The organism is Posidoniimonas polymericola (assembly GCF_007859935.1).
GTDB classification, from domain to species: domain Bacteria; phylum Planctomycetota; class Planctomycetia; order Pirellulales; family Lacipirellulaceae; genus Posidoniimonas; species Posidoniimonas polymericola.
In genome coordinates, this window is sequence record NZ_SJPO01000013.1 from 1 (window position 1) to 26,089 (window position 26,089).

The following is a 26,089-nucleotide window of genomic DNA, read 5'->3' on the forward strand; positions in this document are numbered from 1 at the left end:
TGCCGGCTACGCTGCGCGATTCTTAACCGCTTCACGCAACTCGGCACGCCTCAGTTCGTCTGGAGTTAGTCGACAAGGCCCTAGGAAGGCACAAGTTGGTCGAGACGCTCTAGCCGAACGCGATGAATCGACTGAGGCACTTGCCTCGGATAGCGCCGATCCTGCGGTCTGCGATAGCCCACGACTTTCGGACAGCGGCGGGCCAGGTTTCTACGCCGCTATTGCCGGGGCGTTTTCGGCTTCGAATTGCTCGGGTGTCTTGTAGCCGAGCGACTGGTGAAGCCGCTGGCGATTGTAGAACACGTCGATGTATTTGAACACGCTTTGGCGTGCCGCTTCTAGGTCGTCGTAGGTTTCGTGCTTGGTCCACTCGTGCTTGAGTGACCAGAAGAACCGCTCGGCCACCGCGTTGTCGTAGCAGTCGCCGCGGCGGCTCATCGAGCACTCGATGCCCAGCGTCTTGAGGGTCTTCTGGTAGCCCTCGCTGGTGTACTGACAGCCGCGGTCGCTGTGGTGCAGCAGCTCGCCCCGGTTGGGGCGACGCGACTGGACCGCGTGACGCAACGCCCCACTGACCAGCGGCGTCGCCAGCGAGTCGCTCATCGCCCAGCCCACCACCTTGCGGCTGAACAGGTCGACCACCGCGGCCAGGTAGACCCACCCCGCCGCGGTCGGCAGGTAGGTGATGTCGGTGACCCACTTCTGGTTGGGCCGCTCGGCCGTGAAGTCGCGGCCCAGCGTGTTGGGCGCCGGACGCTTCGACGGGTCGGACGTGGTTGTCGTCGGCGTGAACGCCCTGCGGACCCGGCTCTTGAGGCCCAGATCCCTCATCGCACGGGCGACCGTGTTGCGGCAGGCGCTCTCCAACTCCTGGTTCTCCCTGAGAGCCTCGGCGATCTTGGCCGGGCCGTAGATCGTGTGGCTCTCGGCGAACACCTGCCGAACGCCGGCGTGAATCCTCGCGGTCCGCTCCGCCCGCGGGCTGACGGAACGGTCGATCGAGTCGTAGTAGCCCGAGCGGCTCACGCCCAAGAGTTCGCACATCAGCGCGATTGGAAAGGAGCCGCGGTGCTCGGTGATCCAGGCGTGCTTCACGTCGACTCCTTCGCGAAGTACGCCGTGGCTTTTTTTAGGATTTCTCGCTCCAGCTCCGCCCGCTTGAGCTGCCTGCGGACCCGCTTCAACTCGTCGCGGAGCTCGGCGACCGTCGCCTCTTCGCCGCAAGGCTCGGGGGGCGGGACAAGCTTCGCATGCCAGCCCCGCAGCGACGCCTCGCACACCCCTACCGCCTGGCTCGCCGCCTTGATCGAATACCCCTCCTCAACTACCAGACGCACCGCGTCACGCTTGAACTCCTCGCTGTACGTTGGCCGCTTCCGCTTCGATTGATCGTCCATCCGGACCTCCTTCGGGAACCATTATTCCGGCTCCCGCCGCTGTCCGAAAGTCGTGGGCTATCGCAGTCGACGCAGGCGTTCTGATTCGCGGCTGCTCTGGGCATCTCCACCAATAGCGATAAGACCGGACAAGAAAATCAGATGTCGCCATTGCTTTACTATTCGCGGCGTTGATCTTAAGCTATTCAGAGTTGGATCAATGGGCTTCTGGAGAAAGAATCCGTCAGTAGGCTATGTGGGACAAAAGTGCAAAACCTGTCGTGATCGAAGTCCCAGCTGGGTCTTATCACATCGGCGATGAGCTGGTGCCCGACGCTAGTCCCCGGCATGAGAAGCACTTCGCGGAGAGTTTCTGGATCGACCGGTTCCCAGTCTCGTGGCGCGACTACGAGACTTTTGTGGCTGGCGGGGGGTACGGCAAGCAGGAACTTTGGAGGAGAGCCGGGGCAGATTCTGATTGGCAAATGCCCGACTCAGTCGACGCCAGTTGTCGCGGTCTCATTGAATCGAGCGGCCCTCTACGAAATAGGCTGAGTGGGAAGGTACACCAGTCGTCCGACCTCCCCCTAACCGGATTGAGCTGGTTTGCGGCGCAGGCGTTTTGCAGCTTCTTCTCGGCGCGGCTCCCCTTTGAGTCTGAGTGGGAGGCCGCCATGCAGGGCGCCCAACCCACTAGTCAGCATGACCCATTCACTCAGCACTCAGTCTGGCGTGGTTCATTCTCCTGCGAGTGCCTCCCTGGTCTGATTGAGGAATGGACCGCGGACGCGTTCAGCCCGTGCTACTGGAGAGCGGACGGGTACAACCGCGGGCATCACCTGAAGTCTGCCGGAGGCTCATCGGACGCTTCGGTCCGGGGCGCTCCACCGGGAACATCTGGGTTCACCATATCTTGGCGCAAAGGTAAGTCGCCCAATGAAACAAGTCCCTATCGGGGATTCCGTCGCGTATGGGACATGCTTCCCTCAGACCTACCGGTCTGGGGGGAGTGAGTTCGATATTCATTCTTACCCCTCATAAGACGCCTACAGGTTGGCGATTGTGGAGTTTGGAACCTATGCCAGAGTCGTCAGGAAACTCACTCGATCATCTCAGGAGCCCCAAGACGACGTGCCCGCACTGCTGGCACAAGTTCCCAGTATCACGGGCGCTTTACATTTCGGAGCACGCAGATCTTACGGGTGACGATGTCATCAGTGATAAGGGCGTTCAGACAAGGTTTAGCCCCCTCAACGTGAGCACCAATCGTGAGGGGAAGGCGATAGACCCCAGAGGGTGGCCGATGACCGAACGGGCTTGCCCCAGATGCCACCTCCAGGTGCCGACGGACGTCTTGGGCATCACACCTAGGTTCATCTCCATTGTGGGAGCACCAGGTTCGGGCAAGACCTACTTCCTGACGGTCATGCTCAAACAGCTGCGTGAGGATCTGGCCAGATCATTCGACTGCACGCTCACGGTCAGCGACAGTCATGAAAAGAGAGTTTACTCGGACTATTACAATGCGCTGTTTGAGTCGGAAGACAAATTGTCGTTTCTCCGCAAGACCCAAGAAGGGGACCTCTCCAATACGGTGACAATCGACGGCGCGGAGATCGAACTGCCAAAACCATTCATCTTCTTCTTTCGCCCAGCGAAGCACGCGGCGACCACTCCGAGTATTTTGAGCAAGCCACTTAGCTTCATTCTTTACGACAACCCAGGTGAGTACTTTGAATTCACCAGTTACAAAAAGGGTGGGTTGGCAACCAAGCACCTCGGCGAAAGCAAGGCGGTCTTGTTCGCGTTTGACCTCTTGCAGGACCGCAATGCAAGACAAAGATTGGCCCCCATCTCCAACGACCCTCAGGTTCACCAGAAAGAGCGTAGGACTAGGCAGGAGGACGTGCTGACTGAGGTAATCCAACGCATCCGCAGGCATAAGAATCTCTCAACATCGGAAACAATTGATGCCGACCTTCTGGTCTGCATGCAGAAGTATGACGTGTGGAAGTCGCTGGTTCCCCACTCAAGCAACTGCGCATCCATCTTCTCGTCTCCAGAACTGATAGACCACACCTCGATCGAGTACGACCGCAAGCATGGCGTGGCCGCGCTCGACGTCGAGGAGATTAACGCGATCTCTTTACTGATCCGACAGCTTCTTGAAGATCTCTGTCCAGAGTTCGTGCGCACGGCTGAATCAAGCTTCCGTCATGTGAGGTACTTCCCGGTCTCTGCCCTTGGTTGTAGCCCCGTGGAGGATGGCAATCTTCTAAAAGTCCGCCCTAATGAACTGAAGCCTTTTCGGGTGTCGGACCCGATGTTGTGGCTGCTCTGCCGGTGGAGTCAGATCCACCGCTGGCGCCGTAACGGAGAGAATCCCAAGAAGGCCCCCGTCGCATTGACTACCATCGACCGTTCGGGTGCGACGCCTCGCCTAATGATCAGGACCCCGGACAGCCCGCGGGGCATCCATCTCGACGCGGGCTACGCGAGAAGTACTATCATTCACCCCCACACGGGTCTACCGTTGTGGATACCGGACATCGAAGTCGAGGATGAGGCATCCGATGCTCAATCCTCCACCGGCTCCAATCGAAGTCGAGAACATCTCTCGCTGGGAAAGAACCATCGCAAGAGTGATATTGGCAGAAGCTGGTGGTCACGTTTGTTTGGAAAGTCGTAGGCGCAAAATGGGTCTCTTACACTGCCATCAGCAAATCTATACTTCGGCCTCAGAACTGCTGAATTCCAGCGGCAGCGGGCTTGGAGTCGTAGCGTGCACTAGAGATTTCCCTGAAGACGTTCAACGAGATCTCGACAAGGTTAACAGGTACCCATTCCTGGCCGATCTCCCGCCAGACGACCCGGCAAAGCACCCTCCTCGGATCGTCATGTCGAGAAGCGGGAAGGACCAGCGAGCCCTCTGTATCTCGCAGGTCATCTTCGCCGGCGCCGACCATACGGCCCGCACAACACCACTATCGCACCGGTTTGTGTTCTTACTAGATGAGGATGGCAGCGACGCCCCCTGGCCGAGCGACCTGATACGCGTTTGCGCACCGCTTTTCAAAAGGAAATGGGACCAACCGCCCTCGCATTTGGGAGCAACTATTGAGGTTGATGAGCCTGACGATCCATCCGCTCTCCCGCTGCCGTCGTGCGATCGGCTCTGGAGGGGGCAGGCCAAATGCCTGCTGCCAGCAGTCGCGGCCGCGCTGATGGAATCCGCATGCTCTGGTCGACCGGTCGTAGTTTGCATTAACCGCGAAGACGGCTTCCACGCGGCATCCGTCTTAGCGGACATCCTCGACCTGCTACCCCGCTCGGTCCAACTCGACATGGGTTGTGCCTCGCACGTCATTGACAGCTCGGATGCGCCCGGCGAGGCAAGGCTCTTGGTCACCTACCCCACAACCGAGTTCGTGAAGCGATACCGTGAGCGAAGGGGGCAGAGCCGCCCACACGTGTTCGATCTCACTTCAGCGACCGCACTCGAAGAACGGCCAAGCGGTAGTTACCAGGCTCTCATGGTTGAGCTGTTGAAGAAGCCTGACCCGCGGGTAGAAATTCGGGACGCGGTTAGCCTGTTTGACGTACTAGATCTCCGGTGTCAGCATGCCGAGCTATTCACAAGAATAAGGGGACTCGAACAAGAGCTGTCATCCGTCGGCAATCACAAAGGCCTTGTGAAAGCCACTAATCAACTGAAGAAGGTGCTTCACGACCTTGGTCAACAGAAGCTTGATCGGGCGCATGAGTATCTTGTCGATCACATGAATAAGTGTATCAAGAATCGAGTGACTTCTTGGAGTAGCAAGAAGGAGAAGTGGGATTCGCTACTTAGCCTGCTGCTTGACGGGGAGCTTCCCGAGGAATCGAGAAAAGCCGCATTAACGTTCGCATTGAAACCGGAACCTGATCAGCAGCTATTGCTTGATGCCCTGACACAACTACTTGGCAGTCCGGACAAAAAAGCAGACAGCCTCAATCGCGACATTGAGCAGATCATTTCTTCACACTGCTCAAGTGGCCTCAGGAGCTTTGCAGTTAGACAGGCCGCCAAAGAGCACAGGTACTGCCTAACTGCTGAGAAGTTGCTGCTCACGGAACTAGCCCCCCCGCCCAAGGAATTGCTTGGCTTCATTCAGAAATGTCAAACGCCGAGCACCGAAATCGTCAACCTAGCATTGGAGCGTCTTGAAGAAATCAAGAATGGCGAGGTTGGTGAGTTCGGCAGTGTGGATGACCTATTCGATGAACTAGAACGGTTTCGCAAGAAGCTCGGGACTGGAGAGCCATTATCCGCTGCGGAGAAGCTCGATGGGTTGATCCGCGAACGAGCGAAGCATCTCAAGCAGCTGGCAGAAAAACACCTTGGTCAACCCACTAGCACACAGACGCCTCCTGAAGTCTCGGTGCCACCGCCGGAGCCCCCACCACCCACAGTAACTCCCCCTATAGGCGAACAGTATCCCCAGCCTTCTGCGGCACGTTCTCCAGACCCCTTTACTCCGCCTCCCTCATCTCCGCAGTTTTCACTCCCACCTGAACCTCAAGGTCAGGCAGACGATCTCGGGATTGAAGTTTCACCTCCTCATGATCTCCGGGATCCTCCGCTGGCCACCACCAATGCACGCGGCTTGCGTGCCGTTCGACGGCTGCCGAACTGGTTTATGGGACTCGGTGCCGTGATAGTTGTAGGAGTAGCCGGCTCCTGGTTAGCCAGGGCTCTTGTTCTGGGGGAGCGGATCTTCCGGAGCGGATCGGGAGCAATCCCGCTGTCGGTTGTCATGCTCTCATTGGCTTGTGTACCCCTGCTGGTCGTGTCCCTCGAACGTGTCCTGTGGCCAGATGGGCAACCGAACCAGTGGAGCCGGGTGGGCTCGGTAGTCGGGATATTCCTTTCCTGTGCGATCGTCGCCGTGTCTTTCATACTGCCGGCAGTCTTTCCTTGGCTTTTTCTGGTCTAGCACGCGACCGTACTTCTATGGCAGGCTCTTCGATTCACACTTATTCAGCGCAAGCCTCAGATGCCCTCCAGCCCCGGGTGTACCTGGAGGACTTGTGCAATGAAGTAGAAAAAGTCACCGACTCCGCGGTATTTCAGGAGCTGAGAACGCATCTTGCCGCCTACCTCTACCGCTTCGATTCGCTACCCGCCTACTTCACCGAGGAGTTCCAGATAGAACGCGTGACGCGTGTCCCGGTGGGAATGCTTGGGCTTGAGTCGCTTATTGAAAGCCGCGAGCTCTCCGGCTACGTGGAACCAATCAGTGACGAAACGCCCCTGTCAGTCGGGCGGCTTCCTCCTGACCTCTACGGCATACAGCCCACACCAACACTGGAATTTCCAGCCGTTCCCACCGAAGCCTCGCACGACGTCTCGGGAGGGGAAGAGGTGTTCGACTGCGAGCTGTGTGGGGGGCGAGGTCAAGCCGAGTGCGTTCATTGTCGCGCGTCGGGGATCATTCCCTGCAACGACTGCGAGCGTGTTGGCGAGGTCCTGTGTGAAAGGTGCGGCGGAACGGGACAAGTAACTTACTCGGATGGGCAGAACTACAGTTGCCGCGACTGCGATGGCGTGGGAACCGCCGTCTGCATAGCATGCGGCGGTGAGGGCGCCAGAGCGTGCACCACCTGCGGTGAGATGGGGCACGTCCACTGCATTCGCTGTTCAGGCGCCGGACGTTTTGTGCGGAAATGGCGTATCAAGGTTGGTCGGCGGAGCCATCTCGTCTGCAGGCTGCTGCAGGTCGACGAAGATAACCTCGGACTTGAGCCTGACCGCCTCTACGACAACTCCGACCCCATCTACGAGCACGCCTGCCTGCTTGAAGGTGACAACGCCCCACTGACATTCGATGCCGATGCCACGCAGCTGAGGGAACTTTGTTCAACCGTTCAGAGCTATGCTCAGAGCAGCCTCGCGCGGCTAAGATCAACCCTGGCGCCGTCCGAGCGAGTCGTCGGAGCGCGGGTGCAGGTGAAGACAGCCTACGTGTATCAGACCTTGCTAAAGCGAGGTCGGGACCGGGCCGAACTGGTTGTCGGCGGAAGGCGCCTCGCGATCTCTCCTCGCGTGCTCCCGCGAGGCGGAAGCATGGCGTCTCGCGGCTTAGCACTGATCGACAGGATGTTCTCATCTGTCGGACTGGGATCGTCGGAGCTCACGAGCCGGTGCCATGCGAAGCTTGTCGAGGGAGGCCCGATTCACTCGCTCGATGAGAACTCGTTGGGAAGTCGGCTGCAAGAACTGGGGCTAGTGGTAACCGCTTCAGCGGCGGGATATGTTGTCAAGACGTCGGTAAAGGGAACCGAAGTCACTTCCAGTATATCCGTTGACATCACCATCGAGTCCAACGGCAGGAAGTGCTTGGTAGCTCGTGTCCCGCTGAAGATTATCCATCCAGACAGCTACGCAGACGCCCTGGCTATTAATGAACGAGTAATGTACGGGGGGCTCGCGCTGAGTCGAGGCGATGGTCAGCATGCTTCCACTTTGCTCCTAATTGACAGGCGGCCCTACGAGTCTGTAACGGCTGAGGGCTACGCGGAAGTGCTACGAGGCTTTGCCTCGGATGCTGTGCGCATCGCTTCGGAGGAAGCCTTGACATAAGAGCAGACTGAAAGACGGTAACCCATGAATGTTGAGCCATGAGCGATGCGTTTACAAATGCGGTGGTGGCAGCTCTCAAAGGGATCGGTGCGAAGAGGGTTCACACCAAAGCGGGGGCAATAATTGCTGAGATCCCCCTGGAGAGGGGGCGTTCGCAGGTAGTCAGGATCGAGACCCATCGGGGTCGCCGTAGCCTTGCCTCCTATGTTCGTGTCAGGTCACGAGCAGCAGTCCCCGAGAACCACGATCATGTCACAACAGCGCTTGAGTTCAATGCACGGTCGGTCTACGGTATTTGCGCGCTCGTGACGGACACCTCCCCCCCGGTCATCGATGTTGCTCACAACCTGCCGGTGCTTCCGAATGAGCCTTTTAACGTTACCCACTTGATTGACGCGGTGTACAGCGTGGCATCACTTGCCGACTCACTTGAAGAGCACATCGCAGGGGACGATATCTTCTGATATCACAGTCAAACTATCATCAACAGGCAGAGCAATAACGTGAGCGGTCCCAAAGACTTTACGATTGAACTAACAGCTTTCCGCTTGGAAACCATCCGACAGCGCAACCTCGCAATGATGCGAGAGCGGGCCGCAGCGAACCGGCGACGGCTTGAAGAGTCAAGAGTGGCAGCGCACAGGCGAATCGCAAACCTGCAACGCCTCCGCTTCAAGTCGAAGGTGTTGGGCACAGTCCAGGCGAAGACCGATTCTCACCGAGAAACAGCTCCTGCGCCGGCAGTATCTTTCCAGGCTGAGCCCGCTTCGCCAAGCCGGGAAAAAACCAGCAACGAGGCGGCGATCCAGGCTGCCACGCGAGACATGGAATCGCTAGCATCCTGGGAAGCGGTCCTTTGCCACGATGAGTTGGTGAAACTGTACCGCCCTCAGGAGTTGGCGGACTGGTGTCGTCGGGCATCAACGCTACTAGACAACGATGGGGGAGAAAGGAGTCCGGAAAGCGTCCCACGGGCAGCGAAAGAGCTGTGTGCCGCTGCGGAAGGGATTTCGCTTGAGGCGGCCGAGATAGACGCGAAGTGCCAAGCGCGCAACGACCTGCTGCGGGATATCATCGACTCCCTAAAGGAAGTTGGATTCTTCGTCGCAGACCCGTACTTTGAGAATGAATCCCAGCCCGAAGGAGACGTTGTGATTCAGGCACGACGCGCCGGCGAGGAAGTTGTTGCGAAGGTCAACCTCACGGATGAAGTCAAGTCCGTCTGGAGCGGGATCGAGGGCGAGCACTGCAAGACCGCTTTCCACGACTACGTAGAATCAATGGCTTCTCGGGGCGCAAATGTCTCGCCCACGAGAGCCGATCTCCGGGAACGCCCGATCAGCATCCGGAAGGGCGCCAAGGACATCCCACGCGGCGAGGAGCACGAGAGGGGATCGCACCAATGACAGAAACCTCTTGGCAGAGGGATCTGAATGACGCTCTGCTGCTCGATCCCCTTGTGCTGCTGCATGGCAACGTAAAGGACCTCTTCCTGGCCGACGCGAGAATGCGGTCGCGAGCCCCCCGCATACCGGAAGAGTGCCCTTATGTGCCGCTGGAAATCTGGCTGGCTTTGGATCTGGAGCACAAGGGATACGATGTTGTTCTCATCTATGACCTAGTGGATGGAGCGATTGCCCTCCGCGGCCGTATGGCGAGTCGCTTCGAGTCTCTGGTCGCCAATGGAGCAACACGGGAGGGTAGCTCACCCGCCAGTCGAGCAGCCTCCCCACCCGCCAACCAAAGCGAGGAACCTCCTCGCCCACGTGGCAGCACCTTGCCGCGTTCTTCGCCAGACACGCAGCCTGAAGAGTGGCTACCGGTCCTGAGCACTCGTCAAGAACCGATCGACTTCTTTGGCACCCTGTACAACCTGGTGCTTCCGACCGACGAACTCGCGGTCGCGGTGATCTGTCGGTACATGGATCGACACATAAGCTTTACCGACCGGCAGAATGAGGAGGAGAAACGCCTATCGCTCCTGATCCAAAAGGCCGCGAGGACCGTGCGCCCCCGGTTCGACGGGGACAAGCTTGCGAGCAAGGTCGTCATGCTTTTCGACGTCGAGGGCGCCATCCCTCAGGAGCTATCCGTCCAAGCGCCCTTCTCGCGGTCGATTCGTCTGCCTGTGCCCGGCACTGACGAGCGGGAATCGTTCTTTCGCAGCAACCACAATAGGTTCTACAGCTCACCGGGCGACAGGTTTTCACCTGACGACGATTCGAATCTCCTAAGACATTTCGCCAACCTTACGGAGGGCTTGCGCACTCAAGACCTGCTGAGCCTTGTCACCCTTAGTCACAGCGAGAAGCTTGGCCTCGGCAAGCCACAGTTCAAGATCCTCCTGGACCGATTCCGCTTTGGAGCCCGTGAAAACGCCTGGCTCAAAATCCGAGAGGACACGCTCAAGAACTCCGAGACGACCCTCAAGGAACGCGTTAAGGGCCAAGACGAAGTTATCGGGAGGGTCGCTCCCACGCTTATCCGTGCCAAGCTCGGGTTGAGCGACATCGGCAAGGGAGCAAACTCAACTAAGCCGCGCGGGGTTTTTTTCTTCGTGGGGCCAACCGGAGTCGGCAAAACGGAGCTCAGCAAGTCCATCGCCGAGCTGCTGTTTGGAGACGAAGCATCGCTCATCCGTTTTGACATGAGCGAGTATTCCGAGGAACACCAGCAGGCGAGGCTAATAGGCGCACCTCCTGGATACGTTGGCTTCGACCAGGGCGGCCAGCTGACGAACGCGGTGCTGGACAGACCATTTAGCGTATTGTTATTCGATGAGATCGAGAAAGCGCACGGTCGGATTCTTGATAAGTTCTTGCAGATTCTCGACGATGGCAGATTGACGGACGGGATGGGCCGGACCGTTTATTTTACAGAGTCGATAATCATTTTCACCTCCAACCTCGGGACTGCTCCGAGACATCAGACTTACGGCGCCGGCGCTTCGGTTGCACTTGGCGGAATCCAGGCGCCGGCGATCTCAGAAAGATACGAACAGCTGTCCAGCTTGAGCTACGATGATCTTGCCGATCACTTTCGCCGTGAAGTGAAAGGATTCTTCGTTGACCAGCTTGGTCGACCGGAAATCCTCAACCGCATCGGTGAAGACAACATCCTCGTCTTCAACTTCTTGAAAGATGGAGACGCCCAGGATCAGATAGTGCAGAAGCAGGTTGCCGATCTGAACACCATGTTGGAGGAGAAGTACCGGATTTCCGTCGAGGTGACACCCGCCTTCCGTCGACTTTTGCGAACGCATCCGAGTGGTTTTGAGCGCAATGGCGCCAGGGGGGTCCGAAACCTGCTGCGGCGTTACGTGATGGATCAGCTAGCCATGGAGCTATTCACTAACGAGGAGAAAAAGGAAGGACAGGTCTTTCAAGTAGACTACCGGGAGAAGTCAGATTCGATCGGCGAGTTACCTTTTGACTCATCGAAGCTTCAGTGGCAGTGGTACGAACTCTCATGACCAACGAACGACTTGACGATACCTTCTTGCCAATTGAAGCTAAACCTCCGACCCTTCCAGCTAATGGCGTGCTCGTTGCCGCGTTTCAAGAACGCTCATTTGTCGCGGGCCCCGGGTGCCGAGCGGTAGTGTGGGTCGCCGGGTGCTTGCGTCGGTGCCCCTCTTGCTCGCAGCCAGAATTCCTCTCCTTTGAGGCCGGGAAGCGGCGGACGGTCCAGGAACTATATGAACAGATAATCAGCACTTCGGACATCGTCGGAGTCACCTACTCTGGTGGTGAGCCATTTGAGCAGGCCGACCAGCTTGGAGAGCTGAGCGAGCGGCTCCAGCAGTTTGGGCTGAGCACAGCCTCCTACTCCGGCTACAGGCGAGCCGCCTTGGTTGCGGAGCCGAAGAGATTTGGACGGCTGTATAATGCTCTCGACATCCTTATCGATGGCGAGTACCGAAAAGAGGCTCACGGTCCATATAAATGGCGAGGATCAGGGAACCAGGTAGTCCATGCCCTCAGCCCGAAAGGCATGGTTGAGGCCCGGGCAGAGTATGATCCGGGAAGCACTCAAGAAGTCCAGTTTTCTATCTCAGGAAATCGCTTGCGGATGTCCGGTTTCCCTGATTCGGACACTCACGAATTGCTCGTCGAGGCCCTCGCGTCGCGTGGAGTCCTCGTGAAAGAGGGTCAGCAATGAGCACCAACCTGCCCACGCTGACTATGTGGACACTCAAGGAGACTCCTCACCCGCTCACACTGGTCGAACTCACTCAGCCGGCATGCTCTGATCACCTCTTCGCCGTCGTGCTCGACTTCTCGGATTCCACCAGCTACTCGGATCTCCCTGTTGAAGCGACTCTAAAAGTGGCGGAGTTGCTGCCTCGGAAGACACCTTTTATCGTCTTCCGGATGAGCAGCGGAAGTCCTTTGCTGCCTTGGGGAGAATACAGCGTGGGCGACCTGATTGGCGACCCTGGCCTGCTTGAGCGCTGGGGAGAAAGTGAAGAGCTGATCGCTGAGGCCGCACTACAGGGGAGTTTCATCCGCCCCGTAATCGAGTCCTTGGCGCAGAACGCTTCGGACAATGGTTGCGTGCAGTGCACGCTGCTTGCCCTGACCGACGGTGAGCTCTTGGACGGCGCTGAGGCACAGGTTCCCCCTGGAATGCGCATAGCCGGTCTCGTCAAGTCAATGGATCCTCGCAAGCAACAACACTGGCAGCGAGTGCTGCCCGGTAGACCCCTCCTAACACCAACCGATGCGAAGATAGACCGTTTCATTACGGATGGCTTTCCCAAGGGCACTCGGTTGTGCGAACTGCACTGGTCAAACCACTCGCAGAAAGCGACTGCTGAGGCCTGGAAGCTGGATATCCATGGTCACAGGCTCGTGATAGATACACCGTGGAAAGTGCAAGGAAACCTCTTCAGCGGTGCACTAAGGATAGTGGTTTTGGGTACTGCCGAGGAGGTCGCCAGCCTTCCCTGGCGCCTCGTAACGCCCAAGGCGGAACACACGTTGGAGGCCACCCTAGGCGAGCACAGCGTCGGGATAACGAAGCGTTTCATGGAGAATGCGGCAGCCAGTCTCGAAGAAAGTAGCGGCACGTGGAGGATTCTGCTCAATGTTAGGCGAGGGGAGCTGCATTTTGACCGGGCGTCTCAGGCCGCCGCGAAAGTGAGAGAGCTGGCGAGCACCCGGAGCCAGCGGAACGTGAGCAACCACCAATTGTTGCTTGGGGGTTTGCCGCTAGACGAGTGGAAGGCTGCCAGGACTGCCGATGAGGGCATCGACGCGCTGTTGTTTTTTGTGAAATCTACGCCCGGCGAGGCCACCATCGCCGAGCAGGTGGTCGTCGCGGCGCTCGGGCGGTCTCAAACGGGAGCGATGCTGTTTGTTCGGGGAGAGGAAACTCCCTGTGGCCTCGCAGGCGAAGACGCCGCGATCAAGTTTCGTCGTGAGCAAAACAGGTGGTTTCTAGAGAAACAAGACTGCCCCCCCGTTGAGCTTGAGCCCTTCGGAAGCCAGGAAATTCCAGATAGACTACTGGCTGACGAAGCTTGGGAGATCCTGTTTTCAGGAGACCTCAACTAACCCACCGCCCAAATGTCTCAAAGGCGTTCAGTCGCGGTCTCGTCGCAACTGCAGCAGCCGACGCTGTCCCCTGTTCAAGGCGGCTGTCGCATTGGCTGGGCTTGAGGATAGCGATTCTTCAATTGTTGAGGTCCGCCGCTCACTACTGGTGTTGTTACGAACCGACCAGCGACCGAAGTAGTGGACGAAGTAGAGCCCCGTCCCTCTGAGTCCAAAGGAGAAGTACGCCCGCCCATCGGAACTACGGCCGAAGCGTAGCCCCGGAATGCCAATGCTGGTCCCAATACCACGCTTGGAAAGCGTCCAACGAAGTGGCCCCTTCGACCATTGCTTACGGAATCGCCAGCCCAACGCTGTCACCCCCAAGAACGGTGCAGACTGAAGTCCCAAGAGACGCCAGAGAGCAAACTTAGCATTACAAGCTGAAGTTCCACTTGGCAAAACCAATCACGCATAACGGCAGTATAGCATTCACAATACGCGGCTACAAATCTGTGTCAGTTCGGTAGTGGTTCACTTTGAAATCTAGCCGCCCGTCGCAGAACGGGACGCCCCTGCTAGAGCGTTCAACGCAGATCCCTAGCGCCCCTTTGGGAAGTTGAGTAAACTCGGCAAGAACCAGGAGAAGCCGATGGTTTCTTCGAAGGAACGGCGGGCGGAGGTGCTCGCCGAGTGCGATGCTGGGAAGGGGACGCGTGAGGTGGCGTTGAAGTTCAACGTCAGCGAGTCTTGGGTTCGTCGCGTGATGCAGGAGCGTCGCGAGCAGGGTAAGGTATCGCCGAAGCAGACGCGTGACCGCCGGCCCTGCTGGGCGCCCTACGCCGATTGGCTCCGCGCTCAGATCGCCGAGAAGAGCGATCAGACGCTGGCGGAGCTCCAGGCGAAGGCGGCCGAGGAGTTGGGCTGGGTGACCTCCGACATGACGATCAGTCGGGCGCTGCGGGCGTTGCGTCTGCCGCTAAAAAAAGACGCTCGTCGCCCAATAGCAAGACCGCGAAGACGTCGCGTTGAAGCGTCGCGAGTGGATCGCTTCGCAACCGGGCCTCGACCCCGATCGTGTGGTGTTCCTCGATGAAACGTGGGCCATGACCAACATGACGCGTTCACGCGGCCGCAGCGAGAGGGGCTCGCGGCTGGTGGAGAAGACCCCCTGCGGGCGTTGGAGCACCACGACGTTCCTGGGGGCAGTCCGATCGACCGGGTTCATCGCCCCGGTCTGCGTCGAGGGCGCCATCAACGGCCGCGTGTTCAAGGCCTGGGTCGAGCAGCACCTGGTCCGCGAACTGCGTGAAGGAGACGTCGTCGTGATGGACAATCTCTCCAGCCACAAGGTCAAAGGCGTCGCCGAGGCGATCGAAGCGGCCGGCGCGGAAGTCCGCTACCTGCCGCCCTACTCCCCCGACCTCAACCCCATCGAACTCGCTTTCAGCAAGTTCAAACGCCTCCTACGCGACGGCGCTCGACGCACCCAGGAGAAGCTCGTCGAGCTCTGCGGCACGGTCCTCGAACTCTTCACCGAAACCGAGATCCGAAACTACTCCCGACACTGCGGATACCGCTACAAATAAACGTTGAGCGCTCTAGAATGGGGGTACCTTTCCGCGGTGGACTTGGCTTTCGGCGGCAACATCGATTACGCCCGGCTAATCAAGATGTACGGCCAGACCCCGGAAGGCGAGAAGCGTTACAGCCCGGCTGAGTGTATTGGCTGCAAGAAAGAGGTTGCCGCCGGCCAGCCTGACCCGGAGCACATCAGCACCAGCTACGTGGAGCGGCAGAACTTGACGATGCGAATGCTCGCGGGACGGAGATGGCTAGGTCTCGTCCTTAGATCGTGAAACCTCGTGAGCCCGGGCGCACGGACTAAGTACCTAGGGAACCCTGGCAGTCCCCGGGGGGTCTGGGGCAAATTCTGGAACGTCAGCTGGGTCCCATCGGCGCGGCCACTGTCGATGTAGCAAGACTTAGCGATATTCAGAACGGCCAGCTTCGGCGATCGCCAGTATCGAGCGTCGGAACCCCTCTGGCAGCACTGACCAGGAGCGAATGATATACGCCAAGTCCTCGTTATGGAGATCGGCCAATTGCCGTGCTGCGCCAATAGCTGCGCGAACTTCGGAACTGCAGTTTTTCCCGGTGTTTTCTGGGGCTTTGGGCGGAATCATAATCCGCGTGTCGGGGGTTCGAGTCCCTCCTCCGCTACTTGTGCCTTCGCGCTGGGAGGCGCATGCGGTCTGGTTTAGGCCTAAAATCTGCGACTAGGCCGGGCCAAAATGGGCTTAGTCGCTCGGCACGTTGCGATGCCCGACCGGCTCCCGCGGGTGCCTCGTTCGCGGCGGCTCAACTCACTTCGGCCGAGTGGGGTTCGGCCCCGCCTCACGCGACTCCGGCGCCACGTCAGTCTTGGACCTCAGTCTTGGACCACTGCCGCGTCCACTTCTTCATCTGCTCGCGGCCCGTGTAGGAAAGGCCTCGGACGCAATTCCTCACCCCGCGTCCGGAAACGTAATAGATGAGCTGTGGAGCCTGGCGGGCGCCCAGCCGTTGCTTGTAGGCCTCGTCGCCTCGCAGCATGTCGAGGGTGTGGGCCCCGTTCTTGATCGCCCTCCTCACCAAGCTGAAATTCATCATCCAGCCCGCGTGACGGTCGTCAAAGCGAGGGTTGCGTCCCGTCAGGTAGATGGAGAACGTCCCGCCGCATTCGGCGCTGATCGCCGCCGCCGCCGGCTCCTCGTCAATCCAAAGCACCGCCAGATGAAGCTTCTCTTCTTGCAGCCACTCGCGCGTCACGCGGTCGATGAAGTCGCGAAAATGGGCGTGTGAGAAGCAACCCCCACCCTCGAGCCCTTGCCAACGCATCTCGTGGAGCTGCTCCGCGATTTCGAGGTACTCCTGCCGGCTGGTCTCGTCCTCGGCGAACCTCAACCGGTTGTTCTGCTTCGGGTCGTCAACCTTCTTGAGCGCCTGCCTCAGCAACCGGCGTGAGCTCTTACCGAGGCTCGAGGCGTAATCTTCGAAGCAGGACGGCAGCGGACACACCCAGCGAGACTGGTCCTCAATCGGCTTCATGTGCGCTCCTGCGTCAGACAGTGCCTGCTCGAGTAACGCTATCACTTGGTCGCCGCCATCGACCCCGGTGAGCCAGAGCTCGTCCCAGACGCCCGCTGCGCGATCGGCGACCAACCATCCGGCAATCTCCTCGACGACAGCAGGTTCCAGGCCAGGACGCACGAGCAGCGACAACTCATCGCCGCACGCTTTGGCGCCGCCGATTAGCTCCAGGGCCTTGGTTGCGCGGGTCATTCGCCGCAGGCAGAATGGGGCAATCCCTACCACCTCGCCGGCAGAGTCACGCACCACAGCGACACGCGGCTCGCACTCTTTCCCGAATGTGGACAGCCACGACTCGGCCCACTCGTAACGTCGGAACAGCATCGCGCCGGCGAGCTCGTTCCAGATATTGCGTAGCGATCCGTCCAAGGGGTTGGCCGTCGATATTTGCAGGGCGTTGGCGTTCATGGTTGACGGGCGGCGCTGGGCTGGCGGCGGGATCAGACGAGCCCCGCCGGGCTGCGGAGCTGCGGAGCTGCGGAGCTGCGGAGCTGGGGAATTGGGGAATTGGGGAATTGGGGAATTGGGGAATTGGGGAATTGGCGGGCTAAAAGCGGAAGTATAGGAACGGGCTGGCCGAATCAAAGCGCAGGACGCACAGCACAAACACCAACGCAGCGGCGACGCCCGTCGTCGCGTTGAGCGGAAGCTTCATCCGCCACGCGTTGGGAGCGAACCAGGCGATCGACAGGAGCGTCGCGAGCAGAGCGGCCGCTTTTGCGCCTCCAACGGCCAGCACCGGCGCCGATTCGACGCCGTTCAGCCCCACCATCGCGGCCATGGTCGCCCAGGCATGGGTGAGCGTCTCGCACCGGAACAGGACCCAGCCGAACACCACCGCAACAAACGTGACGGCGGCCGCCGCGGGGTACGGGAGCCGCTTGGGGGACAGCGTTCGCCAAACCGCGGCGATCGCGAGCAGCACGCCGTGGTAGGCGCCCCACAGCACGAACGTCCAACCGGCGCCGTGCCACAGCCCGCCGAGGAGCATGACTACAAACAAGTTCCGTAGCGTGAGAACCAGCGCACCGCGGCTGCCTCCCAGCGGGATGAACAGGTAGTCCCGCAGCATCGTGGACAGGCTGATGTGCCACCTCCGCCAGAAGTCCTGGATCGAGTCCGCCTTGTAGGGCGAATCGAAGTTCTGGCAGAACTCGAAGCCGAGCATCCGGCCCAAGCCGACCGCCATGTTGCTGTATCCGGCGAAGTCGAAGTAGAGCTGACAGCTGTACCCCAGCATCGCGTACCAACCGGCGGCGAGCTGGAGCGTCTGGTGCGGGTCGAGCAAAGGATCAACCCGGCTGGCAATCACGTCGGCTAGCAGCAGCTTCTGGGCCAGTCCGACGACGAACATCCAGACCCCCGAAGCAAACTGCGCCGCGTCGAGCGGGCGGTCGATGCAGCGGAGTTGCTCGTCGATATCCGAGTACCGGACGATCGGGCCGGCAATGAGCTGCGGGAACATCGAGACGTACGCCGCGAAGTGCAGCAGGCTGGCGGCCGGCTTCGCGTTGCCACGGTACAGATCGACCGAGTAGCTGATCGTCTGAAAAGTGTAGAACGAGATCCCTACTGGCAGGATCACCTGCGGGGTCGGGACCAGGCCGCCGTGGTGCACCCAATCGGCAATCGCGTTCCAGCTCTGCGCCGCGAAGCCTGCGTACTTGAAGACCGCAAGCAGCCCCAGATTGGACACAAGCGACAGCGTGAGCCAGAACCGCTTGGCGCGCAGCGTGCTTGCGAGCGCGATACGGTGGCCGGCGAAGTAGTCGATCAGCGTCGACAGCGCCATCAGCCCCAGGAAACGCCAGTCCCACCAGCCGTAGAACATATAGCTCGCCGTGACCAGCAGCCCCAGCCGGGTAGCGCCGCCACGCGGCAGACTCCACCACAGCAACAGCGTGAGCGGCAGGAACGCGAAGACGAAGATGTAGCTATTGAACAGCATAGCGCTCGGCCTCCCCGCCGCTGAAGAGCGTCTCGACGAGCCGGGACGCGTTGGCAGAACGCAGGTGGACGGCGTCGTAGAAGGCCTCTGGGTCCCCACGGAAGGACGCCACTTCGGTAAGGTCGAGGAAGCGGCCGCGCGGGGGCAGCGTGCAGTCGAGCAGCGCGAACACGTCGGCCCGACGCCGCTCGTAGTGCTCAACGCCCCGCAGCTCGTCCAGCAGCTTTGGGTGGACCGGGGTCAGGAACACCGTGAGCCGCACCGCGTGAGACTCGCAGTAGTCCATCAGGTCCCGCCACGCCAGCATCCGCATGAGGGACAGGCGGTCGTACCCCTGGTAGAGTCCGAGGTACACCTGACGGTCGTAGTTGAACGCGGTTCCCCAGTTGTAGTCGCCCTCGGCTAGCCGCTGGTCGCGTTCGGCGTAGACGATCGACCCATCAGGGGCGAAGAACTCTTCGTTCTCTGGGGCTCGGTGGCGGGCCGTGGCGTACAGCAGCCTCAGCGATCCGGTCGTCTGCCGCCACGACAACAACTCGCGGACCGGCTGCCAGCGGTCGCTGAGGGTCACGCACTCGGGCACCTCGCTCCGCAGTTCGGGCACGCGTAGCAGCTCGGGGTCGGGACCCACCCGGTCGGCAAATGCATCGACGTCGAGACCAATCACTAGCTCGCTCGGCGGCCTTCCATTGACCGATCCGTAACGCCGCACGAGCGCCAGGAAGTCTTCCGGACGACCGTAGTAGACGCCGGCGTTGTAGAACCTGGCGCCGGTCAGCGACTCCAGCTGCTCCGGCGAGACTTTGAGCACCCGCGAAGAACCCAGCACCAAGCCGCGGGCGGCGCCGGCCGCCTGAGCGATTGCCGTCGACTTCGCCCCGCGGGAAGTGAGCGTCAAGGGCGGCAGTCCGTGCGGTCCGTACTGATCGTAGGGGTCGATCCCCCAGTTCAACGCGGAAACCGCCAGGAACGCGGCGGTCACGGTCGCGGTGAACGCGATCAGGAAGCGTCGTGGGGACATGACTGCTAGTCGGAAAGGTGAGTCCCTACGGCATGAGACTGTGCCGTACGCGGGGTTAGCGAAGTCTAGCTCACCAATCCGCACCGGGCGGATGACCGAACCCCCTTACAACTGACGTATTGCGCACAGATGGTCGCCCGGCGATCCGCCGACCGCCATAGTCAATCACTCGATCGAGGCGCCGAAGGCCGTCCAGTCTATTGGCCCGTAACGTTCGAGCTCCTCCGTGTTCGCGTCCGGCAGCTCGGCCAGTGCAACCCCTCTGTCGATCGCCGAAGGCGAGAGCCGCGGCCGCGACGCCTGCCGGTCGATCGAGCGGAACAGCTGGTAATTCTGCACCTCGATCTGCAGGGCGAGGATGCGCTCTCTTGCAGCCCGGCAAGTGCGGAACGCCGGGATGCTGCGGCGGAGCAGGAATTCGCTGATCGAAAAGCCGCCCTCGATTATCGTCTCACGCAGCTCGGCTGAGTCGGAGGTCTTCCCGCGATTTAGTGTCGAACCCATTTTCTCGCTTGCGGTCCGAATGTTGTCGAAAAGAGCCAGTGAGCGCGGTCTGATAGAGGTACCGCTCAACAAACAATGCCCGCGCTGCTGCGCGCCGGCGTCGGTTGCTGCTGCGCAACAGGCGGTCCGCAGGTCGCTGCTGGAGCACCGTTCTGATGCTCAGCAATTTGTCCCTCAGAACGGCTCCTCCGAGCCTACCGTGGGACAAAACCCGACGGCCTAAGAGGGGTGGCGGGGCATTTCAGACTGGTTTTTAAGGCTTTTTCGCCTGGGCGAGGGCAGGCACGCTCAGGGTTTTGTCCCCTGTGCTGTGATTTCGGACTTTACGAGGGTCGGCGCGTTAGTGGAAGTCGCGTGAAGCAAACCGCAGGTCGTCGGCGTTGTCGGCACGGAGCGAAGAGAACGCCTCGAGGCGGCGGACCAGCAGGTGGATCACCCCCTCGGCGTGCTGCAGCTCGCCGTGGGCGATCCAGGCGTTGCTGCGGCGGGCGATTGAGTAGTAACGCTCCCACACGTGGGGCCGGATGATGAGGTTGGCGAGGCCGGTCTCGTCCTCGAGCGTGGCGAACGTGATCCCCTTGGCCGTGCCGGGCCGCTGCCGCAGCAGCACCAGGCCGGCCACGGCCACCCGGGCGCCGGAGCGAGTCTGCTGCAGCTCTTCGGCCGGCACGACCCGCCGCTTGGCGAGCTGCTCGCGGAAGAACGTCAGCGGGTGGGGCCGCAGCGACAACCCGAGCGATTGGTAGTCGGCCAGGGTCTGCTGGAGCGGGGTCGCCTGCGGCAGGCAGTCGATCAGCGGCTCGTCGTCGTCGAGGTCGTCGAACAGCGGGCGGGCGGCGCGGTCCGACTCCTGCGCGAGGGCGTGCCACTGCGCCTGGCGGCGGTCGACCCGCATCGAGCCAAACGCGTCGGCTGCCGCCAGGCACGACATCGCGCGGCGGTCGAGCTTGGCGCGGCGCTCGAGCTCGTGCTGCTTGGCGTAGGGTCCGGCCTGTCGGGCCTCGACCAGCCGCCGAGCGGCCGATTCCGACAACCCAGAAACCATCCGCAGACCAAGCCGCAGGGCGAGCGATTCGGCTTGCGGTTCTAGCGTGCAGTCGTAGTCACTGTAGTTCACATCCACCGGCAGCACCCCAACATCGTGCGCCCGCGCGTCCCTCACTAGCTGCGAAGGAGAGTAGAACCCCATCGGCTGGCTGTTGAGCAGCGCAGCACAGAAGGCCGCGGGGTGCCAGCACTTCAGCCAGCACGAGGCGTACACCAGCAACGCGAAGCTGGCCGCGTGGGACTCGGGGAAGCCGTACTCGCCGAAGCCCTGCAGCTGCCGGTAGCAACGCTCGGCGAACTGCTCGTCCAGCCCGTTGGCCCGCATGCCGTCCAGCAGCTTCTGGCGGTAGTGGTCGATCTTGCCGCCGGACCGCCAGGAGGCCATCGCACGGCGGAGCTGGTCGGCCTCGCCGGGGGTGAAGCCGGCGGCGACCTCGGCCAGCTTCATCGCCTGCTCCTGGAAGATCGGCACGCCGAGGGTCCGCTCGAGCACGGCGCGGATGGCGTCGTTGGGGTACGAGACCGGCTCCTCGCCGTTGCGTCGCTTGAGGTAGGGGTGGACCATGTCGCCCTGGATGGGGCCGGGCCGCACGATCGCGACCTCGATCACGAGGTCGTAGAACTTGCGGGGCCGCAGCCGGGGGAGCATGGTCATCTGGGCGCGGCTCTCGATCTGGAACACGCCCATCGTGTCGGCGCGGCAGATCATCTCGTAGACGGCGGGGTCCTCGGCCGGGATCGTGGCGAGCGTCCAGCGGCGGCCGGTGTGAAGAGCAATCAGATCAAACGCCTTGCGGATCGCGGTCAGCATGCCGAGCGCCAAGCAGTCGACCTTCAAGATGCCGAGCTCCTCGATGTCGTCCTTGTCCCACTGCACGATGGTGCGGTCGGCCATCGCGGCGTTTTCGATCGGGACCATCTCGCACAGCAGGCCGCGGGTCATCACCATCCCGCCGACGTGCTGCGAGAGGTGCCTGGGGAAGCCGACCAGCTGCTCAACAACCGACAGCAGCCGCGCCCCCAGCGGCGAAGCCGGGTCAACGCCGGCCTGGCGGAAACGGTCGGGCAGCTTGGCGTCGTACGCCCAGCCGTCGACCTGCTTGGCGAGCGCGTCGACCCGGTCGACCGACAACCCGAGCGCCTTGCCGGCGTCGCGGATCGCAGAACGAACACGGTAGGTGATGACCGTCGCGGCGAGCGCGGCCCGCTCCCGACCGTACTTGGCGTAGACGTACTGGAGGACCTCCTCGCGGCGTTCGTGCTCCATGTCGACATCGATGTCGGGGGGCTCGTTGCGCTCGGCGCTGATGAACCGCTCGAACAACAGTTCGCTGTGCTCGGGGTCGACCGAGGTCACGCCCAAGCAGTAGCAGACCGCCGAGTTGGCCGCCGAGCCGCGGCCCTGACAGAGGATGCCCTGCGAACGGGCGAAGCGGACAATATCCCACACGGTCAGGAAGTAGGCCTCGTATTGCAGCTTGCCGATCAAGGTCAGCTCGTGCCGCAGCATCGCGTCGACCTTCGCGGGCACGCCGCCCGGGTACCGCTCGGCCGCGCCGCGCCAGGTGAGTTCATGCAGCCACTGCCGCTCAGACTTGCCGGCCGGCGTCAGCTCGGCGGGGTACTCGTAACGGAGCTCCGAAAGAGAGAACCCGCAGCGGTCGGCTACCTCGACCGAGCGGGCCAAGACCTCGGGTCGATCGCGGAACAGCCTTTCCAGCTCACGCCGGGAACGCAGATGCCGCTGGGCGTTGCCGAACAGCTCACGGCCGTCGGCCTCGGCGAGGGTCACGCCGTGGCGGATCGCGGTCAGCACGTCGTGCAGCGGCTGGCGGCGGGCGTCGTGGTAGTAGGTGTTGCCGACGGCGACCAGCGGGGCTTGCACGCGGCGGGCGAGCGCGTCGAATGCCGCCAGCCGGGCCCGGTCGTCGCCGTCGCGTTGCAGGTCAACCAGCAAGTAGCCGCGGTCGCCGAACGCCTCGCGGAACGCGGCCCAGTCGAAATAAAAGTCGGCGCCGTCCGGTGCGACGCCGGCCAGCAGGCCGTCGGCGTGCTGGTAGATGTCGCGGAGGGAGAGCTGGCACGTGCCCTTCTCGGCCCGCCGCCGGCCGAGCGTCAGCAGTTGGCACAGTCGGCCGTAGGCCGCGCGGTCGGGCGCCCACAGCACCAGCGGCGGCGCGTCGGCGGGGGTCACCTCGGCGCCAACGATCAGCTTGAGCGGGGTCGACTTAGCCGCGGCGTGCGCCCGCACGACGCCGCACAGGCTGTTGCGGTCGGTCACCGCCAGGGCCGCATAGCCGAGCTCTACCGCCCGGGCGACCAGCTCGTCAGGATGCGAGGCGCCCTCGAGGAACGAGAAGTTGGTGCGGCAACGCAGCTCGGCGTAGGGCGGCCCCTCGGGGTCGGCCAGCGGCGGCGGCGGCGCTGCCTCAACAGAACGCTTTGAGAACACAGGAGAATCAGGCATCTCAAGACAAGTCCCCCGCCAGCCGCCACCGGCGACTCCCGAGGTCCAGCAGCAGCCAGAACCGCCGGCCGTCGGCCAGCTTGACCCAGTAGGCGTCCCGCGCGAGGGGGCGGCCGCGCCACCAACCGGTCTCGATCCGCTCGGGCCCCCACACCACGGTCACCGGCTGCTGACCAGCCAGAGAAACCAAGCAGGGCGAGCCGTCCTGGTCGCAGTCGACACGGACCGAGAGCGGCCTCTGCCTCGGCAGCAGCGGCAGCCGGCGGGCCCGCTCGGCCTCGGCCGCGCTCAGCCGGAACGCGGCGCGGGGCAGGTCGATCGCCTCCAGGTAGTGGTAGGCGCGCAGCGGGTCGTGGCTCGAACGGCGTGCCGCGCGGCAGACCCGGGTCTGCCCCACGCGGGCGGCGAGGCGATTGACCAGCAGGTCGCGTTCGAAGCCGGCCGCCTCGCGGTGGTCCTCGAACAACAACTGCTGGCGGTGCTGCAGCAGCACCGCCTCGACGACATGAGCATTCACCTCAGCCACGGCGTCCTCGAAATGAAGCCCGTCCGAACGCAACGCGAACAACGCCTGCAGCTCTTGCTGCGAACAGGTCGCCCGCGAGAGTCGCAGGTCGACGGCAAAACGCCGGCCGGTGCTCTCGTGCGGCGTGTCGAACAGGTACTCGATCCGGACGTGCTTGGCGCCCTGCCGGGAGGCCGTCAGCCGCGACTCGAGCCTGGCCAGCAGCAACCCCACAATCGATTCGAGCACCTCGGCGTTGGCGACCGGCGACTCGAAACGCCAGTCGGCGCGCAGCTCCTCCGGGGGCCGGACCGGGCGGAGCGGCTCGGGGGTCTCGCCCAGGAGTTGGGCCAACCGCTGGTTGACCGTCGGGCCAAAACGCGAGGGGAGGCTCGCGCGGGGGATCGCCAGAAGCTGGTCGAGCGTGCGGAGGTGAAACCCGGCCAGGCGGTCGAGCGTCTGCTCGTCCAGGCGAAGCGCGGCGACCGGCAGCCGGCGGGCCGCCTCGGCCGAACGCTCGTGGTCGACAACCGCGACCGCCGCCTCGCCGAAGCAGGCTGCGCCGAAAGACAAGCCGACCGTCGAGCCTACCGCTACCCGCGACTGCAGGCAACGCTCGGTCAGCCACCCCGCGACCGCGGCCGCCAGCCGCTGCTCGCCGGCGGCAGGCGAATCCCCCCACAACGGCCACATGCCGCTCACATCCATCAACAACGCCGACCGCGTCGCTTCATCGATCGCCACGATAGGGCTAAACCGATTGGCGTCTTCTGCGAGCTGCTCGAGCCGCCGCAGGTCTTCCTTCGGTTCGCTGACGAAGACCGCGAGCTTCTCGGGCCCGGCGATCGCCTCGGCCTCGGCGGTGCGCATGCCGGGCAGCACGCCCAGCTGCCTGGCCGCCGGGCAGCACGACGCCACCCGGTCGACTCCCCGCGACGACGCCGAGACCGCGATCGCCCGCTGCGGCTCCCCCCGTCCCGCACGCAGGGGCTGTCCCGCCCGCAGACGCTGCACGGGCCAGTCGGGCAGCCAGGCGGCGAGGATTCTTTGTTGGTTTGCCATGACAACCCTCGTTCAACGCCCCACGCGTTCAGCTTATGTGCCCTGCCCGCCAATCAATCGTCAAGTTCCTTGGCTGTTCCAACGGCCCGTGCCGGCTGCGGGTCTGCTCGGCGCGGATGCGTATCACGTCGCTGCAACCGTCCTCTTGCGGAACAGGCACAAAATGAAACTGGTAATCCGCGCAGCAGGAGTCCGCCAACCGACGCGCCGGGCGCACCAGCGTGGCGAACGCGTGCCCCTCCTCCACGGCGAGCAACAACCGGCGGAACGGCTGCTGGGCGATCCGGTCAAGCACCGCCCAAACCGCGCCGACCGCCGGCGAGCGGAGCGACTGCTCGACGGCCGCCAACGCGTCGTTGGCCGTGTCGGGCAGGACTACCAGCAGCCGGCTGGGGTCGACTCCCCAGGCGACGGCCGCGGGCGGGTAGAACTCGCGCGACGGGTCGACCACGACCAACTCGCCCTGCGACTTGCAGGCGAGCCGGCAGAGCCACAACGCAATCAGCCCCGCGCCGCTGCCAGGCTCCCCCAGGCAGTCCATCAGCACGCCGGGCCGCACCAGCTGAGGCAGCGGGGCCGCCGGCTCCAAGCGGGGCGCCGTCGGCTGTTCGCCACCGCCAACAATCAGTGGGTGGAGCTGCTTGAGCCCCGCTAAACGGGCCGCCGCGTCCATTGATGTCAGATCAGACGATGTCAGCTCAGGAGGCATCATGCCACGACAATACACATGAACATGCGTTCACTCAATAGCTGTCCGGGGATTTTCCGGTCTGCCGCCGCACCAGCGGTGGTGGCAGCCAGGAAGGCACCTTGTTCGCCTGGAACTCAGCCCCAAAGCCCAAGCCTTTCCAGAGTGCCAAAGAAGCAC

At 62.0% G+C, this 26,089-nt stretch carries 21 protein-coding genes and 1 pseudogene; 12 read left to right on the top strand and 10 right to left on the bottom strand.

Annotation, left to right across the window (positions count from 1 at the left end):
- Positions 1 to 210 precede the first annotated feature (210 nt).
- Entirely contained in the window at positions 211 to 1,095 is an 885-nt protein-coding gene (locus Pla123a_RS21350) for an IS3 family transposase (RefSeq protein ID WP_197528173.1), read from the bottom strand.
- Positions 1,092 to 1,397, bottom strand: coding sequence for a transposase (locus Pla123a_RS21355; RefSeq protein WP_146590803.1), 306 nt, complete (start codon positions 1,395 to 1,397; stop codon positions 1,092 to 1,094). Before Pla123a_RS21355 ends, Pla123a_RS21350 begins: the two co-directional genes overlap by 4 nt.
- Positions 1,398 to 1,630: 233 nt before the next feature.
- Here Pla123a_RS21355 and Pla123a_RS25380 point away from each other — a divergent pair, with 233 nt between their 5' ends.
- From Pla123a_RS25380 to Pla123a_RS21400, 9 genes are all read left to right on the top strand, one after another.
- Positions 1,631 to 2,389 (top strand): SUMF1/EgtB/PvdO family nonheme iron enzyme, encoded by a 759-nt coding sequence (locus Pla123a_RS25380; protein ID WP_146590805.1) that lies wholly within the window; start codon positions 1,631 to 1,633, stop codon positions 2,387 to 2,389.
- 341 nt (positions 2,390 to 2,730) lie between these two features.
- Positions 2,731 to 4,065, top strand: a complete 1,335-nt coding sequence (locus Pla123a_RS21365; protein WP_146590806.1) for a hypothetical protein — start codon at positions 2,731 to 2,733, stop codon at positions 4,063 to 4,065.
- A 7-nt stretch (positions 4,066 to 4,072) separates the two neighbouring features.
- Positions 4,073 to 6,352, top strand: a complete 2,280-nt coding sequence (locus Pla123a_RS21370; protein WP_146590808.1) for a GAP1-N2 domain-containing protein — start codon at positions 4,073 to 4,075, stop codon at positions 6,350 to 6,352.
- Positions 6,353 to 6,369: 17 nt separating this feature from the next.
- On the top strand, positions 6,370 to 7,998 hold the full coding sequence (locus Pla123a_RS21375) for a hypothetical protein (protein WP_146590810.1): 1,629 nt from the start codon (positions 6,370 to 6,372) through the stop codon (positions 7,996 to 7,998).
- 38 nt (positions 7,999 to 8,036) lie between these two features.
- Positions 8,037 to 8,462 carry a hypothetical protein gene (locus Pla123a_RS21380; RefSeq protein ID WP_146590812.1) on the top strand — a complete coding sequence of 142 codons (426 nt, stop codon included), beginning with the start codon at positions 8,037 to 8,039 and terminating at the stop codon, positions 8,460 to 8,462.
- A gap of 408 nt (positions 8,463 to 8,870) precedes the next feature.
- Positions 8,871 to 9,404, top strand: coding sequence for a hypothetical protein (locus Pla123a_RS21385; protein WP_146590814.1), 534 nt, complete (start codon positions 8,871 to 8,873; stop codon positions 9,402 to 9,404).
- The gene (locus tag Pla123a_RS21390; RefSeq protein ID WP_146590816.1) at positions 9,401 to 11,470 is read left to right on the top strand and encodes an AAA family ATPase; all 2,070 of its coding nucleotides are present in this window, start codon (positions 9,401 to 9,403) and stop codon (positions 11,468 to 11,470) included. Before Pla123a_RS21385 ends, Pla123a_RS21390 begins: the two co-directional genes overlap by 4 nt.
- The gene (locus Pla123a_RS21395) at positions 11,467 to 12,159 is read left to right on the top strand and encodes a 4Fe-4S single cluster domain-containing protein (RefSeq protein WP_146590818.1); all 693 of its coding nucleotides are present in this window, start codon (positions 11,467 to 11,469) and stop codon (positions 12,157 to 12,159) included. Before Pla123a_RS21390 ends, Pla123a_RS21395 begins: the two co-directional genes overlap by 4 nt.
- The gene (locus Pla123a_RS21400) at positions 12,156 to 13,556 is read left to right on the top strand and encodes a hypothetical protein (protein WP_146590820.1); all 1,401 of its coding nucleotides are present in this window, start codon (positions 12,156 to 12,158) and stop codon (positions 13,554 to 13,556) included. The genes Pla123a_RS21395 and Pla123a_RS21400 overlap by 4 nt, the downstream gene beginning before the upstream one ends.
- Positions 13,557 to 13,583: 27 nt before the next feature.
- Here the strand turns inward: Pla123a_RS21400 and Pla123a_RS25385 are convergent, their stop codons facing one another.
- A complete protein-coding gene (locus tag Pla123a_RS25385) occupies positions 13,584 to 13,916 on the bottom strand; it encodes a DUF4236 domain-containing protein (protein WP_391542993.1) in 333 nt (110 codons plus the stop codon).
- 271 nt (positions 13,917 to 14,187) lie between these two features.
- Here Pla123a_RS25385 and Pla123a_RS21410 point away from each other — a divergent pair, with 271 nt between their 5' ends.
- The 3 genes and pseudogenes from Pla123a_RS21410 to Pla123a_RS25075 form a co-directional block, all read left to right on the top strand.
- Positions 14,188 to 14,631: a helix-turn-helix domain-containing protein gene (locus Pla123a_RS21410; protein WP_146590824.1), complete on the top strand. Its 444-nt coding sequence runs from the start codon at positions 14,188 to 14,190 to the stop codon at positions 14,629 to 14,631.
- Positions 14,618 to 15,124: an IS630 family transposase gene (locus tag Pla123a_RS21415; RefSeq protein WP_197528176.1), complete on the top strand. Its 507-nt coding sequence runs from the start codon at positions 14,618 to 14,620 to the stop codon at positions 15,122 to 15,124. Before Pla123a_RS21410 ends, Pla123a_RS21415 begins: the two co-directional genes overlap by 14 nt.
- Before the next feature lie 24 nt (positions 15,125 to 15,148).
- Positions 15,149 to 15,352 (top strand): annotated as a pseudogene (locus tag Pla123a_RS25075) (IS1 family transposase); the annotation flags it as partial.
- A 601-nt stretch (positions 15,353 to 15,953) separates the two neighbouring features.
- Here Pla123a_RS25075 and Pla123a_RS21420 read toward each other — a convergent pair.
- The 7 genes from Pla123a_RS21420 to Pla123a_RS21450 all read right to left on the bottom strand — a co-directional run bounded on the left by Pla123a_RS21420 (position 15,954) and on the right by Pla123a_RS21450 (position 25,933).
- Positions 15,954 to 17,075 carry a GNAT family N-acetyltransferase gene (locus tag Pla123a_RS21420; protein WP_146590828.1) on the bottom strand — a complete coding sequence of 374 codons (1,122 nt, stop codon included), beginning with the start codon at positions 17,073 to 17,075 and terminating at the stop codon, positions 15,954 to 15,956.
- Positions 17,076 to 17,214: 139 nt separating this feature from the next.
- Complete coding sequence (locus Pla123a_RS21425; protein WP_146590830.1) at positions 17,215 to 18,615, bottom strand: MBOAT family O-acyltransferase; 1,401 nt, start codon at positions 18,613 to 18,615, stop codon at positions 17,215 to 17,217.
- Positions 18,602 to 19,636, bottom strand: coding sequence for a hypothetical protein (locus Pla123a_RS21430; protein ID WP_146590832.1), 1,035 nt, complete (start codon positions 19,634 to 19,636; stop codon positions 18,602 to 18,604). The genes Pla123a_RS21425 and Pla123a_RS21430 overlap by 14 nt, the downstream gene beginning before the upstream one ends.
- A 165-nt stretch (positions 19,637 to 19,801) precedes the next feature.
- Positions 19,802 to 20,140 carry a DUF3422 family protein gene (locus Pla123a_RS21435; protein ID WP_146590834.1) on the bottom strand — a complete coding sequence of 113 codons (339 nt, stop codon included), beginning with the start codon at positions 20,138 to 20,140 and terminating at the stop codon, positions 19,802 to 19,804.
- 340 nt (positions 20,141 to 20,480) lie between these two features.
- Positions 20,481 to 23,654 carry an error-prone DNA polymerase gene (locus Pla123a_RS21440; RefSeq protein ID WP_146590836.1) on the bottom strand — a complete coding sequence of 1,058 codons (3,174 nt, stop codon included), beginning with the start codon at positions 23,652 to 23,654 and terminating at the stop codon, positions 20,481 to 20,483.
- 1 nt (position 23,655) lies between these two features.
- Positions 23,656 to 25,221: a Y-family DNA polymerase gene (locus Pla123a_RS21445; RefSeq protein WP_146590838.1), complete on the bottom strand. Its 1,566-nt coding sequence runs from the start codon at positions 25,219 to 25,221 to the stop codon at positions 23,656 to 23,658.
- 28 nt (positions 25,222 to 25,249) lie between these two features.
- Positions 25,250 to 25,933, bottom strand: coding sequence for an ImuA family protein (locus Pla123a_RS21450; RefSeq protein WP_146590840.1), 684 nt, complete (start codon positions 25,931 to 25,933; stop codon positions 25,250 to 25,252).
- Between the last annotated feature and the right edge of the window lie 156 nt (positions 25,934 to 26,089).

Excerpts from the sequence above, each read along its gene's own strand:
- Pla123a_RS21355 (WP_146590803.1), bottom strand. The coding sequence starts at position 1,397 with ATGGACGATCAATCGAAGCGGAAGCGGCCAACGTACAGCGAGGAGTTC.
- Pla123a_RS25380 (WP_146590805.1), top strand. The coding sequence starts at position 1,631 with ATGTGGGACAAAAGTGCAAAACCTGTCGTGATCGAAGTCCCAGCTGGG.
- Pla123a_RS21370 (WP_146590808.1), top strand. The coding sequence starts at position 4,073 with ATGGGTCTCTTACACTGCCATCAGCAAATCTATACTTCGGCCTCAGAA.
- Pla123a_RS21375 (WP_146590810.1), top strand. The coding sequence starts at position 6,370 with ATGGCAGGCTCTTCGATTCACACTTATTCAGCGCAAGCCTCAGATGCC.
- Pla123a_RS21380 (WP_146590812.1), top strand. The coding sequence starts at position 8,037 with ATGAGCGATGCGTTTACAAATGCGGTGGTGGCAGCTCTCAAAGGGATC.
- Pla123a_RS21390 (WP_146590816.1), top strand. The coding sequence starts at position 9,401 with ATGACAGAAACCTCTTGGCAGAGGGATCTGAATGACGCTCTGCTGCTC.
- Pla123a_RS21395 (WP_146590818.1), top strand. The coding sequence starts at position 11,467 with ATGACCAACGAACGACTTGACGATACCTTCTTGCCAATTGAAGCTAAA.
- Pla123a_RS21400 (WP_146590820.1), top strand. The coding sequence starts at position 12,156 with ATGAGCACCAACCTGCCCACGCTGACTATGTGGACACTCAAGGAGACT.
- Pla123a_RS21410 (WP_146590824.1), top strand. The coding sequence starts at position 14,188 with ATGGTTTCTTCGAAGGAACGGCGGGCGGAGGTGCTCGCCGAGTGCGAT.
- Pla123a_RS21420 (WP_146590828.1), bottom strand. The coding sequence starts at position 17,075 with ATGAACGCCAACGCCCTGCAAATATCGACGGCCAACCCCTTGGACGGA.
- Pla123a_RS21425 (WP_146590830.1), bottom strand. The coding sequence starts at position 18,615 with ATGCTGTTCAATAGCTACATCTTCGTCTTCGCGTTCCTGCCGCTCACG.
- Pla123a_RS21430 (WP_146590832.1), bottom strand. The coding sequence starts at position 19,636 with ATGTCCCCACGACGCTTCCTGATCGCGTTCACCGCGACCGTGACCGCC.
- Pla123a_RS21435 (WP_146590834.1), bottom strand. The coding sequence starts at position 20,140 with ATGGGTTCGACACTAAATCGCGGGAAGACCTCCGACTCAGCCGAGCTG.
- Pla123a_RS21440 (WP_146590836.1), bottom strand. The coding sequence starts at position 23,654 with ATGCCTGATTCTCCTGTGTTCTCAAAGCGTTCTGTTGAGGCAGCGCCG.
- Pla123a_RS21445 (WP_146590838.1), bottom strand. The coding sequence starts at position 25,221 with ATGGCAAACCAACAAAGAATCCTCGCCGCCTGGCTGCCCGACTGGCCC.
- Pla123a_RS21450 (WP_146590840.1), bottom strand. The coding sequence starts at position 25,933 with ATGATGCCTCCTGAGCTGACATCGTCTGATCTGACATCAATGGACGCG.